This window comes from Streptomyces sp. NPDC051217 (genome assembly GCF_044455465.1).
Taxonomy (GTDB): Bacteria; Actinomycetota; Actinomycetes; order Streptomycetales; family Streptomycetaceae; genus Streptomyces.
In genome coordinates, this window is sequence record NZ_JBITEV010000030.1 from 1 (window position 1) to 15,012 (window position 15,012).

A 15,012-nucleotide genomic window follows, 5' to 3' on the forward strand; every position below is an offset into this window, starting at 1 on the left:
GGCGGCGTCGATCAGACGCCGGTTGCCATGGCCGAAGTTGAGCGCCGAGTAGCCGGCGAGCATGTCGAGGAACCGGCGCCCCCCGACATCCGTCACCCACGCACCGTCCGCCGACGCGACGACGACGGGCAGCGGATGATAATTGTGCGCACTGTGCGCCTCCGCAGACGCGATGGCACTCTCCGTTGTCGCCACAGGTTCTCCGTTCGGTCGGGAAAACGGTTTCGGTCGAGCTGGGCGGCCCGGTCGGAGCTCTGTCCCCGGCTCTGGCACGGCAGCTCACGAGGGCGCCTTCGTAGTTTTCATTACCCAGCGAGCATGAGCGTAGTATCTGCTACGCGGAAGTCAACACTTCGAAAACCATGGTTCGGTAACGGTGACGACACGCCTCCCGAAGGGGCGCCACCTCGGCCATTCCTCGACGGCCCCCCGCCGCGCAGTTCGGTGGCGACCACATCTCGCCGCGCACGTAGCGGCTACTACAGCCGCTTGATGAGCACCGCGCCTCGTCCGTGCCTCCCGAGCGGGGCCGTGCCGCGAGGCTCAGGAAGCGTCGACCAGCTTCGCCAGCGCCGTGATGAGGCACCGATACGCCTCATCCGTGAGGTGCATGCCGTCCACATGCACGGGCACCCCCGACGCCACCAGTGGGGCGAGTACCGCATCGGTGTCCATCGCGCGGCTCGGCGACACGCTGTCGCGCAGCACCTCCCGGTACGGCTCCAGCCCACTGTTGGTGCGCCCGCGCGGCCCGATGCCCTCCTGCTCGACGACCGAGGGCGGCAGGAAGCCGAGCACGTCGGCGTTCGGAAACGCCTCGACGATCGAGCGGAGATTCGCCGCGAAGGAATCGATGTCGACGAGCCGTTCAGGAGCGCAGTCATTCATACCGAAGGACAGCACGACGACGTCCGGCGCGAGCCTGGCGAGGGTCGGCGCCCGACGCGCCCCGTCACGGCTCGTCCAGCCGCCGGCCGCGCAGTTCATGACAACGGCGTCAGCCCCTGTCTCGTCTTCGAACTGGTCGATCCGCGCCTTGGTGAAGCGCCCGAGCATGCTGTCGCCGAACAGGACGATGAGCCTCAACCGACTTCTCCCTTGATCTCGCGCGCTCCCCGAGCCCGTACCGGCACGCTACGGCGACCTGTGCCACCGGGCGGGCATCCGGCGGGGCCGACAGGAAGGCTGTTGACAGAATGGTACTAGCAGCCTACAAAATACCAACAGCCGCACGGTCCACGGATTCTTGCCGTCACGCCGTGGTCTTCGCTCGCTCGCGAGTGATCGCAGATTCGGAAAGAGGCCGAACCACCGCCATGCACATACTCGTTCTGCCCGGAGACGGGATCGGGCCGGAGATCGTCCCGCCGGCACTGGAGGTGCTCGAAGCCGCTGACGCCGCGTACGGGCTCGCCCTCACCTTCGAGACGGCCGACATCGGTCTCACCAGTCTCGCCCGGCAGGGGACGACACTCCCCCAGCCGGTGATCGACCGCGTCCCGGAGGTCGGCGGGGTGATCCTCGGTCCGGTGTCGCACTACGAATACCCGCCGAAGCAGGAGGGCGGGTTCAACCCGTCCGCGGAACTCCGCGTCCGATTCGAGCTGTTCGCGAACATCCGCCCGTGCCGGTCCATGGCAGGCCTGCGCCTTCTGCGTACACCGATGGACATGGTTCTCGTCCGGGAGAACACCGAGGGCTTCTACTCCGACCGCAACATGTACGCGGGGAGCGGCGAGTTCATGCCCGACGCCGACAACGCGTTCAGTATCCGGAAGATCAGCGCGCGCGGGTGCGAACGAGTGGCACGTGCCGCGTTCGACCTCGCCCGCCGTCGCCGGAGGAAGGTGACGGCGGTGCACAAGGCGAACGTCCTCAAACTCTCGGACGGGCTCTTCCTGCGCGAGGTTCGCAAGGTCGCCGCCGAGTTTCCCGACGTCCGGCTCGACGAACTGATCGTCGATGCCGCCGCGGCGGCGCTGATCCGGCGGCCGGACGATTTCGACGTGATCGTGACCACGAACATGTTCGGCGACATCCTCTCCGACGAGGCCGCCGAACTCTCCGGCAGCCTCGGGCTCGGCGGCTCGCTCAATGTCGGCCACGACGTCGCGGTCGCACAGGCACAGCACGGTTCGGCCCCGGACATCGCGGGTCAGGGGATCGCCAATCCCACGTCACTCATCCTCTCCGCCGCGATGCTGCTGGACTGGCGGGGGCGACGCGATGGCAACGAGACCATGGTCACGGCGGCCTCCGGGATCGAATCCGCCGTGGAGCGGGTGCTCGACGACCCGGCATCCCGCACCCGGGATCTGGGCGGAAGCCTCGGCACCGCCGCCTTCACCGCCCGCGTGATCGCGAGTCTGCGGGGCGCGAACACGGCGGCCTGAACCGACGCACCGAAGACCAGCCTCTCGAAAGGACCACGCATGCCCCTGTCAATCAATCCGGCGACCGAGGTCCAGGTCGCCGAGTACGGCGCGCACACACCCGGGGAAGTCGAGGCCGCCCTGACGGCTGCCGCCGCCGCGCAGCGGGAATGGCGCGCGACCCCGATCGGACGCCGGCTGCGGCTGCTGACCGCGATCGCCGGTGAACTCCGCGCCGAGCAGGAGACTTTCGCGCGGTTGATCACCCAGGAGATGGGCAAACCGATCGCGGAGGCACGTGCCGAGATCGAGAAGTCCGCGTGGACGCTCGACCATTACGCCGAACACGGCGAGCGCTACCTCGCGGCCGAGACCGTCGCCTCCGGTGCGACCGAGAGCACGATCGTTTTCGAGCCCTTGGGGGTTCTGCTCGCGATCATGCCGTGGAACTATCCGTTCTGGCAGTTCTTCCGTTTTCTCGCCCCCGCACTCGCCGCGGGAAACGGGGCGGTCCTCAAGCACGCGAGCAACGTGCCGGGCTGCGCGGTGCTGCTGGAGCAGATCGTACGGCGGGCCGGGGCTCCGGAGGGGCTGTGCACCACGCTGCTGGTTCAGTCCGGCGCGGTGGCCGGCCTGATCGCGGACGACCGTATCGCGGCGGTCACGCTCACCGGCTCGACCGAGGTGGGCGCGGTCGTGGCGGCGCAGTCCGGTGCGCAGTTGAAGAAGCACGTCCTGGAGCTGGGCGGATCCGATCCGTTCATCGTGCTCGCGGACGCGGACCTGGGCGAGGCGTCCACCGTGGCGGTCCGTTCCCGGTTCAACACCGCGGGGCAGAGCTGCGTCAACGCCAAGCGCTTCATCGTGGACGAGCGGGTGGCGGACGAGTTCGTCGAACTCGTCGTGGCCAAGGCCGGTGCGCTGGTCGTCGGCGACCCCTTGGACGAAGCCACCAACGTCGGGCCGCTGGCGCGGAGAGACCTTCGGGACGCCCTGCACGACCAGGTGCGGCGGACTGTGGCGGCGGGAGCGACCCTCCGGCTGGGCGGGAGCCCCGTCGAAGGTGCGGGCTTCTTCTACCCGCCCACCCTCATCGACCACGTCACCCCGCAGATGGCCGCGTTCACCGAGGAGACGTTCGGACCGGTGGCGAGCGTGACCCGTGTCAAGGGTGCCGCGGAAGCGGTCGAGCTGGCCAACAGGACCGAGTACGGCCTCGGCGCCGCCCTGTGGACGTCGGATCTCGGCGAAGCGCGACGGCTCGTCCGGCTCATCGACGCCGGCGCCGTCTTCGTCAACGGCCAGGTGGCCTCCGACCCCCGCCTGCCGTTCGGCGGGATCAAGAAGTCGGGTTACGGCCGCGAGCTCGGCAGCTACGGAATACGGGAGTTCGTCAACGTGAAGACAGTCTGGTTCGGCCCGGAGGTGAAGGGATGACCTCGGGGATCCACCAGCCGTCATTGATCCTCCGGCCCGGAGATCTCCCTGCCCGCGACCGTGGCGCGGGAGCCAGGACGGTCCCCTTGGTGACGAGCGCCCGGGGCGCGACCGCCTTTCTCAATGGCATCACGAGTTTCGAGCCGGGAGCCTCGATCGGCCATCATGTCCACAACGTCGCGGAATCGGTGGTCGTCGTCCAGGGAGACGCCGTCGTCGACATCGACGGAGCGCGGACGCCGCTGCGGGTCTTCGACACGACCTTCGTACCGGCGAACGTCCCGCACCATTTCGAGAACGCCTCGGACTCCCGGCCCATGAAGATCTTCTGGACGTACGCCTCCGTCGAGGCGACCAGGACCCTCGTCGTCTCCGGTGAGCACTCCCGCATCGATGCCGAAGGACAGGGCACCGCAACGGAGTTCGGTACGGCTGTGAGTGAAGTCGCGCGGATCGTCGTACGACCGGGCGAGGAGGAACAGTTCGAGGCCGCGGTCGCGACGGCGGCCCCGCTGTTCCAGCGAACGAAGGGCGCGCGCACGCTCGTTCTGGAACGCTCGCACGAAAACCCTCTGGAGTACCGCCTGGTCGTGGGCTGGGAGTCGGTGGACGATCACCTTTCCGGCTTTCGGGGCTCGGCGGAATTCCAGGAGTGGCGCCGGCTCATCGCCGATTCGGTCGCCGGGCTCCCGGAGGTCACCCACTTCAGGAACGTACTGACAGCTTTCTGAACACACCCGGAGTCAGGGGGGGGGGGCGCCCCCCCCCCCCCCGCCCCCCCCCCCCCGCGCCCCCCCCCCCGCGGGGGGGGGGGGCCCGGGGGGCCCCCCCCCCCCCCCCCCCCCCCGGGCGGGCGGGGGCCCCCCCCCCCCCCCCCCCCCCCCCCCCCCCCCTCACTCCCGGTCCCGCTCCATTGCCGTGATCCGGCTCAGGCCTCCAGCGCGCCGATCACATGACGGCCGAGGCTGCCGCGCACGTGCTTCTTCATGGCCCGCTCGGCGCTCCTGGCGTCGCCGGCGATCACGGCTTCCGCGATCGCGGCATGCTCGTGCCGAACGCGTTCCTGGTCCTCCGGGGAATCCGGCTTCGACTCCAGGCTCAACAGCCTGTAGCGGTCAGCCTTGTCCCAGAGACCTTCGAGCAGGGACATCAGCAGCGAATTGTGGGACGCGGTGTAGATACTGCGGTGAAAGGCCCGGTGGACGAGCAGGGTCTGGAAGTCGGTCGGCGTGGTGAGTGGCTCAAGGCTCTTGAGGGCCGCCGCGATGGCGTCCCTGTCCGCGTCGGTCCGCCGGTTCGCGGCGAGTTTGGCGGCCAGCGGATCGAGCTGTTCCCGGATCTCGAAGAGACTCCGCGCCTCCTCGGCATCGAGTCTCGTGACCCGCGCGTCCCGGTGCGCGTCGATCGTGACGAGACCTTCGGCGTCCAGTCGGCGGAGCGCCTCACGCATCGGCGTGGTGCTCACACCGAGTTCCACGGCGAGCTGCTCCTGGGAGAGGGACTGGCCCTGGACCAGCTCCCCGGCGAGAATACGGCGGCGCAACTCCTCGTAGACGTAGGCGTTCTTGGTAAGGGCTGGACGAGGATGGGCGCTCATCTACCTGACATTCTCGGCTCGGGCGGACGTCGTGGGATCAGGATGATACAGAGCCGGTACGGTCACCAGGACAAGCTGCTCACTATGGGCTATACGCTATGAGACCTTGGCCCCAGGGCCGTCGGAAGCGTCCTCGGCCTGCGCGTCGGGGGGTGCGACGGCCAGTTCCGCGGCGGGGAGCAGATAGCGGCCCGGGACCCCGGCGACGACGGTGAAGGGCCTGTCGTGCCCGGGGTACACCCGCGCCGCTCGTGAACGCACACGTTCCATCGACGCCGCGGCGGCTTCCTCACCCGCGGTGATCACCGTGCAGCGGCCCGAGCGCAGGGCGCGCGCGGAGGAGACGGCGTCGCCCGTCACCAGTGCGGTCCCCGCCACGGTGTCGACGGTGAGTCCGATCGAGCCGGCGGTGTGTCCCGGGAGGCCGGTGATGGTGACGCCCGAGCCGATCTCAAGACCGTCCGTGGCCTCTACGACGCGCAGTGATCGCACAATGGCGGCCGACCAAGGAGGTGTGACCGGGTCGTCGAGGGGTGCGCCTGCCAGGTGGTCGATCTCCGCCTGGTGCAGGAAGACGTCCGAGTGCGCGAAGAGGTCCGCGTTCTGGATGTGGTCCCAGTGCGCGTGGGAGAGCACCAGGGCGTCGATGTCCTCGACGGTCAACTCGTGGCGCGCGAGCGCCCGGATCAGAGCGCGTCTGCGGCCCGCGTGGGCGCAGTCGAAGAGAATCCTTCGCGAACCGCTGCTGACGAGGTAGACACCGCAGAAGCCGATGCTTCCCTGGTCGGAGGAGAGTCCGCAGCCCAGCAGGAGGGTTTGGACGACGGGCCTGTCCTGATCTGCCCGGTCCTGCCTCTTGCCCTGGCCCTGGCCCTGGCCCTTAGACAATGCCGCCTCGCATGAACCGGCGGTAGACGTAGGGCAGGACACCGCCGTGGGCGTAGTGGACGGCTTCCTGCGGAGTGTCCAGGCGTACCGTGACGCCGAAATCGAAGACGGCGCGGTCCGCTCGCCGTGGCCGGACCCTCACCGTCAACACGGACGCGGGCGCCCGTACCGCTTCTTCGACGCCGACGAGGTCGAACGTCTCGGTGCCGTCCAGTCCCAGCGACCCGGCACTCTGTCCATCGAGGAACTGCAGGGGAAGCACGCCCAGTTGGACCAGATTGGAACGGTGGATGCGTTCGAAGGACCGCGCGAGAACCGCGTCGACCTTCAGCAGGGCGGTTGCTTTCGCGGCCCAGTCCCGTGACGATCCCGTGCCGTATTCCTCGCCCGCGATGACGAGCAGGGGCGTGCCGGTGGAGGCGTAGGACTGTGCCGCCTCGAAGACAGGAACGACGATGTCGTCGCGGGTGAAGTCGGGGGTGACACCACCGCCGTGGTCCGCGGCCAGCAGATTCCGCAGCCGTGGATTCGCGAACCCTCCACGCACCATGACCTCGAAGTTCCCGCGGCGGGAGGCATAGGTGTTCAGCTCGGTCTCACCGAGCCCGGACAGATAGCGGCCCGCGCTGCTCCCCGAGGGTATGCGTCCCGCCGGGCTGATGTGGTCGGTGGTGACCGAGTCACCGAGCAGCAGGAGGGTCCGGGCGCCGATGATGTCCTTCGGCGGTGCGGGTGCCGAGGTGACGCCGTCGAGGAACGGGGGCCGGCGCAGATAGGTCGATCCCTCCGGCCAGTCGAACTGCTCGCCGCGCGCCGTGGGAACGGCTGCCCAGCGTTCGTCGCCGTCGAAGATGCCCAGGTAGGCGTCGGTGAACAGGTCGGGAGTGAGATGGGCGTTCACCACCGCGTCGATCTCGGTGTCACTGGGCCAGAGGTCGGCGAGCAGCACGGGCGCACCGCGCCTGTCCACACCGAGGGGCTCGGTCGTCAGGTCGTGCGTGATCGATCCGGCCAGCGCGTAAGCCACGACAAGAGGGGGTGAGGCCAGGTAGTTGAGCGAGACGTCGTTGTTGACGCGCCCGTCGAAGTTCCGGTTGCCCGACAGCACGGAGGCGACGACGACACCGCGTTCGGCGACCGCCGCCGCGACGCCCGGCAGGAGCGGACCCGAGTTTCCGATGCAGGTCATGCAGCCGTAGCCGACCAGGTGGAATCCGAGTTCGTCCAGCGGGCCGGACAGCCCCGCACGCCGCAGGTAGTGCGTGACGGTCTTGGAGCCGGGTGCCAGACTCGTCTTCACCCACGGCTTGGCCGTGAGTCCACGCGCGCGGGCGTTACGGGCGAGCAGTCCGGCCGCGATCATGACGTGCGGGTTGGACGTGTTGGTGCAGGACGTGATCGCGGCGATGGCGACCGCACCGTCCTGGACAGAGCCGTCGCTCCCGGCCGGGCTCGGCACCCGGGGCCCGGCGGCCGACGGGGCGGGAGTTCCCGTGAGCGGAGCGTGCCTGGCCGGTCTGATCCGTTCGAGTGCCGCGGTGGCGTTGGCGCCCACGGTGGCGAGCGGTACCCGGTCCTGCGGACGGCGCGGTCCGGCGAGGGACGCGGTGACCGAGGACAGGTCGATGCTCAGCAGTTCGTCGTAGCGCGGACGATGCGCCGGCTCGTGCCACAGTCCCTGTTCCTTGGCGTACGTCTCCACTGCCGCGAGGTGATCGGGTCGGCGACCGGTCAGGCGCAGGTAGTCGAGCGTCGCGCGGTCGACGGGGAACATGGCCGCGGTGGCACCGAACTCCGGGCACATGTTGGCGATCGTCGCCCGGTGTGCCAGCGGGAGCCCGGTGATCGCGGCACCGGTGAACTCGATGAAGGTGCCGACCACACCGTGTGCTCGCAGGGTCTCGGCGATGGTGAGTACGAGATCGGTGGCGGTGACCCCGGCACCGAGCTCGCCCACCAGTTCGACGCCGATCACCGGCGGCACGACGACACTCAACGGCTGCCCGAGCAGGGCGACCTCGGCCTCGACGCCTCCCGTGCCCCAGGCGAGGACGCCGAGCGCGTTCACCATCGTGGTGTGGGAATCGGTGCCCAGGCACGTATCGGGGAAGGCCCATCCGTCGCGTCGCTCGACGACTCGGGCCAGGAACTCCAGGTTGATCTGGTGCATGATCCCGCTGCCCGGCGGCACGATGTGCACACCGTCGAGCCGCCCGCCCCATTTCAGGAAGCGGTACCGCTCCGCGTTGCGCGCGTACTCCAACTCGACGTTGACGCGCAGCGCGTCCGGGCGTCCGGAGACTTCGGTGGAGATGGAGTGGTCGACCGTCAGGTCGCTGGGGATACGGGGACTCACCCGTCGCGGGTCGCCGCCCGCCGCGGCGACCGCGTCGCGCAGCGCGGCGATGTCCGTCAGCACCGGGACGCCGTTGGTGTCGTGCAGAAACACCCGGGAGGGCGAGAAGGGGACGACGCCTGGAGCGCCTTCGGTCCGGTCGCTCACCAGCGCCGCGATGTGCTCGGCCGTCACGGTGTGGCCGTCCTCGTGGCGGAGAAGGTTCTCAAGAAGGATCTTGAGGCTCATCGGCAACCGATCGGCGCCGGGTACGGCGTCGAGCCGGTGCACACGGAAGCGGCTGCCTCCCAGGTCGAGCCGGGCGAGGCTCCGATAGCTGTTCAACGGCGGCTCATGCGACGCGCTCACGTCATCCCCTCCTTGGAGCCTATAGGCTATATCAGCTGCCGCGTCCGAGACCAGCGCTCTTCTCCCGCGGCGCCCCCTACCTCGGGGCGGAGCTCCTCCCCCTTCAGCCCGCGGGCTCCCGCGTGACGAGAATTCCGTCGGCGTCGCTGTAGACACGACAGCCGGGAGCAAAGGTGACACCGCCGAAGGAGACGTCCACGTCTCGCTCTCCGGCGCCCTCCTTGCGGCTCTTCCGAGGGTTCGACCCGAGGGCCTTGACGCCGATCCGGACCTCGGCCAGCGCATCCACGTCGCGCACCGCGCCGTGGATGATGACCCCCTCCCATCCGTTGGAGGCGGCGGCCCCGGCGATGACATCGCCCAGCAGCGCGGTGTCGAGAGAGCCGCCGCCGTCGACGACGAGGACGCGTCCCGTCCCGGGTTCGGCGACCGTGGTCCTGAGGAGCACGTTGTCGTCGTAACAGCGCACGGTCGTGACGACGCCTTCGAACCACCTCCGGGCGCCGAAAAGACGGAACTGGGTGGTGCACGACTGGACGGTCTCCCCGTACTCGTCGCAGATGTCCGCAGTCGGTCTCATGTCCACTTCCTCATTGATCGGTCCGGTCAGGTCGGGGGCCGCGACGGCGGGCTTCAGCGGGACCGCGCCGCCACGCCCGGGTCCCAGCCCAGACGGGGCACCGAGGCCAGGAGACGCCGCGTGTACGGATCCGTGGGGCTGTCCAGCACCTGGCGCGTCGGCCCACGCTCGACGACACGCCCGTTGCGCATGACGACCGATTCCTCGGTGACGTGCTGCACCACGGCCAGGTCATGGCTGACGAAGACCAGAGCGACACCTGTCTCCCGGCGGATCTGTTCCAGCAGCGTGAGGATCTGCGCCTGGATGGAGACATCCAGCGCGGCCACCGCCTCGTCGAGCACCAGCACCGCTGGATCGACGGCGAGTGCGCGGGCGATGGCCAGCCGCTGCTGCTGCCCTCCTGACAGGGTGTGCGGCCGGGCGTCGGCTTCGCTCTCGCCGAGCCCCACCTGCGTGAGCAGTTCGGCCACCCGCCGCGCCGCGGCTGACTTGTCGTGCCGGCCGTGCAGTCTCAGTACGCCGTGCAGGCACTGGGAGGCCGTCAGTCTCGGGTCGAGCGAGACGTAGGGGTCCTGGAAGACGATCTGGATCTCCCGGGCTCTGCGCAGCCGGACCGCGCTGCCCGTTCGCCGGCGGCCCGCAGGCTCCGGGTGGCGCGGTGCGCCGTCCATGGTGATGGTCCCGGAGTCCGGACGCACCAGACCGACGAGCATCCTCGCCACCGTGGTCTTGCCCGATCCGGACTCGCCCACGATGCCCAGAGAGCCGCCCCTCGGTACCTCGAAGGAGACGTCGTCGACCGCGGTGAGTCGCCCTCCGCCCGGCAGCGTGTACGTCTTGCACAGCGAGTTCACGGCGAGCAGCGCGCTCGTGCCGGTCATGTGAGGCTCCCCTCGAGCGCTGCCGCCCGGCGGCAGGACACGGTGCCCCCGTCGGCCGTCTCGCTCTGCTTCGGCGTCCAGGAGGTGCACTGGTCTTCGGCGTGGGCACAGCGCGGAGCGAACGGACATCCGGGCTGTATGTCGGACAGGGAGGGCGGACGGCCCACGATCGGCCGCAGCTCGCGGTACTCGCCCAGCGTGGGCGAACAGTCGAGCAGCCCGCGGGTGTACGGATGGCGGGGGTGGGTGAACAGGTCCTCGGCGGCCCGGTGTTCCACGACCCGGCCGGCGTACATGACGTAGACCCGGTCGCAGTACGCGGCGGCGAGGTGCAAGTCGTGCGTGATGAAGAGCATGCCCAGGTCCCGTTCCTCCTGAAGCCCTTTCAGCAGCGCGAGGATGTCGGCCTGGGTGGTGACGTCGAGAGCGCTGGTCGCCTCGTCGGCGAGCAGGAGCGCCGGGTCGGTTGCCAGGGCGGCGGCGATGACCACCCGTTGGAGCATTCCTCCCGACAGTTCGTGGGGATACTGGTTCAGTCTGCGGTCGGGTTCATCCAGTCCCACATCGCCGAGGAGACGTACGGCGTTGTCCACCGCTTCGCGCTTGGGCTGCCCGAGTACCCGGATCAGCCGCTCCGTGAGGAAGTCGCCGATTCTGCGGACGGGGTTGAGAGACGTACGGGGGTCCTGGTAGATCATGGACACGCTGCGCGCGCGGTGCGCGCGCAGCTGCGTCTGGTCCATCGCGAGCACGTCCTGTCCCTTCAGGCGGACGGTGCCCGTCACGTCGGCGCCCGTCGGCAGCATGCGCAGTACCGTGCGCGCCGTAGTGGATTTCCCGGAGCCTGATTCCCCCACCAGGCCCACCACCTCACCGCCGGCCACCCGCAGGGAGATATCGGAGAGCAAGGGGCGTGCGACGCGGTCGGCCAGCTTGAGGGTCAAGTTGTCGATGTCGAGGAGCATGGGCGTCTACTTTCCGCTGCCGAGTCGGTCGGAGATCCAGACCCCGACGATGTTGAATGCCACCACCACGGCCGCGATGGCAACGCCCGGCACCAGGGAGGGGAGCAGGGCGCCCTGCACGATCGCCGCCTGGCCCTCCTGCACCATCAGTCCCCAGTCGGAGCTGGGCGGCTGTGCGCCGAAACCAAGGAAGTTGAGCGTCGCCAGGCTCATCAGCGCTTCACCGAACAGCACCACGAGGTATCCGACGAGCGAACGGCCGAGGTTGGGCACCAGCCGCTGGACACAGATCCGGGCGCCTCCCATGCCCTGCACCCGGTAGGCGTCGATGTACGGCTTGGACCGCTCCGAGAGGGCGAGGCTGCGTGTGTACTTGGCGATCGTCGGAGCGTAGGCGAGCGAGAGCCCCAGCACCGCCGTGGTGATTCCCTGGCCGAAGACCGCCACGATCATCACGACGAACAGCAGCCCGGGAAAGGCGTACATGACGTCGGTGATCCTGGAGAGCAGGCCGTCGACCCAGCCGCCCCGCCATGCGGCGAAAGTACCGAGGGTCACCCCGAGCACGGTGGCGAGGAGAAGGAGGATCAAGGGGGCGACAAGGCTGGACCGGGTTCCGTACAGCACCCGGGAGAGCAGGTCCTGGCCGGACACATCCGTACCGAGCGGGTACCGCGAGCTCGTGCCGGCCAGCGAGTTGGACAGATCGACGGCATCGGGCGCGTGAGGGGCGAGAAGAGGGGCGAGGGCCGCTCCGAGTACCACCAGGCCGAGGAAGACGGTGCAGATGAGCACCGACAGGGGCGCCGTGCCCGCTTTCCTCGCGATGCCGAGGCCCGACCACCGGCGGAGGGCCGACGGGGGCCGCAAAGGTGCGGTCTGCTGGCCGGCGTTCATTTCTCGCTCCTGTTCAGCCGGACCCGCGGGTCGATCAGTGGATGCACCAGGTCGACGGCGGTGGTGACGACGATGTAGCCGACGACCATCAGCAGCAGCACGGCCTGTGCGACGGGGAAGTCGTGCACGTTGATCGCACCGACCAGGAGCGAGCCGATGCCCGCCAGACCGAACACGGTCTCCACGACGACTGTGCCGGCGAGCATGCCCGCCATGACCAGTCCGCACATGGTCATGATCGGTCCGAGAGAGTTGCGCAGAACGTGCCGGACGATGATCTGCCGCTCCGGCAGGCCGGTGGCGCGTGCCACCTCCACGTGCTCCGAGGAGAACGCGTCCAGCATCGCCTGCCGGGTCACCCTGCTGATCAGGGCCAGTGAACCGACCGCCATGGCGAGCGAGGGCAGGGTCAGGTGGTAGACCGTCCCCCAGAAGCCCTCGCCGCTCCCCGTCACCGGGAACCAGCGCAGCTTCACGCCGAGCAGGGCGATCATCGCGATCGCCGCGACGAACGAGGGCACGGAAGCCGCGAGTGTCGTGCCGCTGACGACGACGGAGTCCACCCAGCCGCGGCGCACCGCGGCCAGGATTCCCGCGCCGACGCCGAGGACGATCAGGAAGACCGAGGAGAAGACGACGAGCGTCAGTGTGGTCGGCAGCCGGGACGACACCAGGTCGACGACCTGGTCGTTGTACTGGAACGAACGGCCCAGGTCGCCGTGGACGCAGTCCCACAGCCACCTGCCGTACTGGACCGCCAGCGGCTCGTCCAGGTGGTACTCCTCCCGCACGGCCGCCAGCTTCTCCGGCGTGAGCCCTTCCTTGCCCCCGGCGAGGAAGACAGCGGGATCACCGGGGGCGGCGTACACGGCCACGAAGATCACGAACGAGGTGGCCAACAGCGTCGCCAGCAAGCCGGCGACGCGTCGTGCAAAGTGTGCTCGCACCGGTCTCAGCCCTTCCGGCCCAGACCCACGGCCCACGGACTGTACGGGCTGATCCCGGCGGCGGGAGCACCGGTCAGTTTGTCGTTGAGGATGAGGGTGGAGGGCACCTGGACGACGGGGATCCACACCATGTTGTCCATGAATCGCTTCTGGACGTCGATGGCCAGCTCGGCGCGGGCGGTGTCGTCGCTCGTCCCCAGTGCCTTCCTGACCTGGGCGTCGTACGCGGGGTCGGAGAACTTGACCCAGTTGTCACTGCTCCCCGTCAGAGCGTTGTCGTAGAAGCCCAGCGGATCGGCCGTGGAGATGTACCAGTCGTCGGCGATCATGTCGACGGAGGAGCGGACCTCGGCGTCGCTGTAGTACTCCTGGAAACGGGCGGGCGGAACGGTCATGATCTTGATCTTGAGACCGATGCTCTTCCCCGCGGCGCGCACGGCGTTGGCGATCACCGCCCGCCCCTGGGTGCCGTCACTGACCATCACCAGGGTCTGGTCGGCCTTGCTGCCCGCCTCCTTCACAAGCTTCTTCGCCCGGTCGATGTCGGCATCCGACGGACTGGCCGGCGCCACCGGCTCCAGGGCTTTCTGCGCCGTCCGGAACGCCTCCTCCTCGTAGCTCCACGCGCCGGAGCCGACGGGCGACGCCCAGGGCTCCACGACTCCGCTGAAGCCCGACTTGGCGACACCCGCCCGGTCGAGGGCGAGCGACAGGGCCTTGCGGATGTTCTTGTCCTTCATCGCTCCGCGGTCGGTCGGGATCAGCGACCAGGCCCGGGTGCTCGGCCCGAAGTAGACATCCACGCCCTTCTGCTTCCTCAGGGCGACGACGGGCCCCGTGGACGAGGTGACGTAGGAGCCGTCGGCGTTGCCGGTCGTGAAGCTGTTGACGAGCGTGCTGTCCGTCGCCCAGCGGAAGACCAGCGACTTGGAGAGCGCGCGGTTCTTCTCGTCCCAGTAGTCGGCGTACCGATCGATGGTTACGGAGGTGCCGGACTGCCAGCTCTTGAGCGTGAAGGGGCCCGAGCAGGCATCGGTGTGGCCCGGTGTACCGAAGTCCTCGCCCTGCTCGTCGATGACGGCGCGGTTCAGCACGATTCCGGCGTCGCCGGCCATCGACTGGGCGAACAGCGCGTCGGGGACGGTGAAGGCCACGGTGACCTCAAGCTCACCGGTCTTGGTGATGCTCTTGACGTTGGCGAATTTGTCCGACTCCTCCGCACCCTCGGCGCTGTGCCGCTTCAGGCTGTACACCACGTCGTCCGCGGTCATCGGCGATCCGTCATGGAAAGTCACCCCGTCGCGCAGGGTGATCACCAGAGTCTTGTCGTCCGGCCGGTCCGTCTTCTCCGCCAGGTGCGGGGAGCTGGTGAGGTCGGGACCGAGCTGGAACAGGCGCTCGCACACATTCGCCATGACCGTACGGCCCTGGTTGCTGGCCTGGCGGTCGAGATCGAACGAGTCCGGCTCCTTCTCCAGCAGCCAGTTGATCCGGTCGACGCCCCCCGCGGCCTTGGGCGTCGTCTTCACAAGGTCAAGATTGGCGGCGGCCGCGCCCGTGGCGTTGCCGTTGGTGTCGGTCGCGCCGCTGCATCCGGCGACGAGCGCCGCCGCTGCCGTAAGGGCTACAGCGGTTGCTGAACGTCCCACCAGAGCTCTGGAAAAGTGGGTGGTCATGGCAGTTTCTCCTGTCAGGCCTGCTGGAACGGCTGTCCTGGAAGTCCGGGAGACGCGGGCAATAG

The 15,012-nt window shown here is 68.9% G+C and carries 14 protein-coding genes; 3 read left to right on the forward strand and 11 right to left on the reverse strand.

Going from position 1 to position 15,012, the window contains the following annotated elements; translation table 11 throughout:
* A partial coding sequence (locus tag ACIBBB_RS35925) for an aminotransferase class III-fold pyridoxal phosphate-dependent enzyme (RefSeq protein WP_398989636.1) occupies window positions 1-195 on the reverse strand: 195 nt, incomplete at its 3' end.
* A 348-nt stretch (window positions 196-543) separates the two neighbouring features.
* Window positions 544-1,086: an SGNH/GDSL hydrolase family protein gene (locus ACIBBB_RS35930; RefSeq protein WP_398989638.1), complete on the reverse strand. Its 543-nt coding sequence runs from the start codon at window positions 1,084-1,086 to the stop codon at window positions 544-546.
* A gap of 230 nt (window positions 1,087-1,316) precedes the next feature.
* Between ACIBBB_RS35930 and ACIBBB_RS35935 the strand changes: the two genes are divergently transcribed.
* The 3 genes from ACIBBB_RS35935 (at window position 1,317) to ACIBBB_RS35945 (ending at window position 4,540) form a co-directional block, all read left to right on the forward strand.
* A complete protein-coding gene (locus tag ACIBBB_RS35935) occupies window positions 1,317-2,393 on the forward strand; it encodes an isocitrate/isopropylmalate dehydrogenase family protein (protein WP_398989640.1) in 1,077 nt (358 codons plus the stop codon).
* 39 nt (window positions 2,394-2,432) lie between these two features.
* The gene (locus tag ACIBBB_RS35940; protein WP_398989642.1) at window positions 2,433-3,809 is read left to right on the forward strand and encodes an NAD-dependent succinate-semialdehyde dehydrogenase; all 1,377 of its coding nucleotides are present in this window, start codon (window positions 2,433-2,435) and stop codon (window positions 3,807-3,809) included.
* A gap of 89 nt (window positions 3,810-3,898) precedes the next feature.
* The gene (locus ACIBBB_RS35945; protein WP_398989644.1) at window positions 3,899-4,540 is read left to right on the forward strand and encodes a cupin domain-containing protein; all 642 of its coding nucleotides are present in this window, start codon (window positions 3,899-3,901) and stop codon (window positions 4,538-4,540) included.
* A 197-nt stretch (window positions 4,541-4,737) separates the two neighbouring features.
* Here the strand turns inward: ACIBBB_RS35945 and ACIBBB_RS35950 are convergent, their stop codons facing one another.
* The 9 genes from ACIBBB_RS35950 to ACIBBB_RS35990 form a co-directional block, all read right to left on the reverse strand.
* Window positions 4,738-5,406, reverse strand: coding sequence for a GntR family transcriptional regulator (locus tag ACIBBB_RS35950; RefSeq protein ID WP_398989646.1), 669 nt, complete (start codon window positions 5,404-5,406; stop codon window positions 4,738-4,740).
* 96 nt (window positions 5,407-5,502) lie between these two features.
* On the reverse strand, window positions 5,503-6,294 hold the full coding sequence (locus ACIBBB_RS35955) for an MBL fold metallo-hydrolase (protein WP_398989648.1): 792 nt from the start codon (window positions 6,292-6,294) through the stop codon (window positions 5,503-5,505).
* Complete coding sequence (acnA, locus tag ACIBBB_RS35960) at window positions 6,287-8,998, reverse strand: aconitate hydratase AcnA (protein ID WP_398989650.1); 2,712 nt, start codon at window positions 8,996-8,998, stop codon at window positions 6,287-6,289. Before acnA ends, ACIBBB_RS35955 begins: the two co-directional genes overlap by 8 nt.
* A gap of 103 nt (window positions 8,999-9,101) precedes the next feature.
* The gene (gene rraA / locus ACIBBB_RS35965; protein WP_398989652.1) at window positions 9,102-9,578 is read right to left on the reverse strand and encodes a ribonuclease E activity regulator RraA; all 477 of its coding nucleotides are present in this window, start codon (window positions 9,576-9,578) and stop codon (window positions 9,102-9,104) included.
* Between the two features lie 53 nt (window positions 9,579-9,631).
* Window positions 9,632-10,462 (reverse strand): ABC transporter ATP-binding protein, encoded by an 831-nt coding sequence (locus ACIBBB_RS35970; RefSeq protein WP_398989654.1) that lies wholly within the window; start codon window positions 10,460-10,462, stop codon window positions 9,632-9,634.
* Window positions 10,459-11,427 (reverse strand): ABC transporter ATP-binding protein, encoded by a 969-nt coding sequence (locus tag ACIBBB_RS35975; RefSeq protein WP_398989656.1) that lies wholly within the window; start codon window positions 11,425-11,427, stop codon window positions 10,459-10,461. Before ACIBBB_RS35975 ends, ACIBBB_RS35970 begins: the two co-directional genes overlap by 4 nt.
* Before the next feature lie 6 nt (window positions 11,428-11,433).
* Complete coding sequence (locus tag ACIBBB_RS35980) at window positions 11,434-12,324, reverse strand: ABC transporter permease (protein WP_398989658.1); 891 nt, start codon at window positions 12,322-12,324, stop codon at window positions 11,434-11,436.
* The gene (locus ACIBBB_RS35985) at window positions 12,321-13,271 is read right to left on the reverse strand and encodes an ABC transporter permease (RefSeq protein ID WP_398989660.1); all 951 of its coding nucleotides are present in this window, start codon (window positions 13,269-13,271) and stop codon (window positions 12,321-12,323) included. The genes ACIBBB_RS35980 and ACIBBB_RS35985 overlap by 4 nt, the downstream gene beginning before the upstream one ends.
* Before the next feature lie 5 nt (window positions 13,272-13,276).
* Window positions 13,277-14,947, reverse strand: a complete 1,671-nt coding sequence (locus ACIBBB_RS35990; RefSeq protein ID WP_398989662.1) for an ABC transporter substrate-binding protein — start codon at window positions 14,945-14,947, stop codon at window positions 13,277-13,279.
* Window positions 14,948-15,012: the final 65 nt, after the last annotated feature.

Coding starts and splice junctions, on each gene's coding strand:
- ACIBBB_RS35980 (WP_398989658.1), bottom strand. CDS start 12,324: ATGAACGCCGGCCAGCAGACCGCACCTTTGCGGCCCCCGTCGGCCCTC.
- ACIBBB_RS35970 (WP_398989654.1), bottom strand. CDS start 10,462: ATGACCGGCACGAGCGCGCTGCTCGCCGTGAACTCGCTGTGCAAGACG.
- ACIBBB_RS35990 (WP_398989662.1), bottom strand. CDS start 14,947: ATGACCACCCACTTTTCCAGAGCTCTGGTGGGACGTTCAGCAACCGCT.
- ACIBBB_RS35950 (WP_398989646.1), bottom strand. CDS start 5,406: ATGAGCGCCCATCCTCGTCCAGCCCTTACCAAGAACGCCTACGTCTAC.
- rraA (WP_398989652.1), bottom strand. CDS start 9,578: ATGAGACCGACTGCGGACATCTGCGACGAGTACGGGGAGACCGTCCAG.
- ACIBBB_RS35940 (WP_398989642.1), top strand. CDS start 2,433: ATGCCCCTGTCAATCAATCCGGCGACCGAGGTCCAGGTCGCCGAGTAC.
- ACIBBB_RS35975 (WP_398989656.1), bottom strand. CDS start 11,427: ATGCTCCTCGACATCGACAACTTGACCCTCAAGCTGGCCGACCGCGTC.
- ACIBBB_RS35935 (WP_398989640.1), top strand. CDS start 1,317: ATGCACATACTCGTTCTGCCCGGAGACGGGATCGGGCCGGAGATCGTC.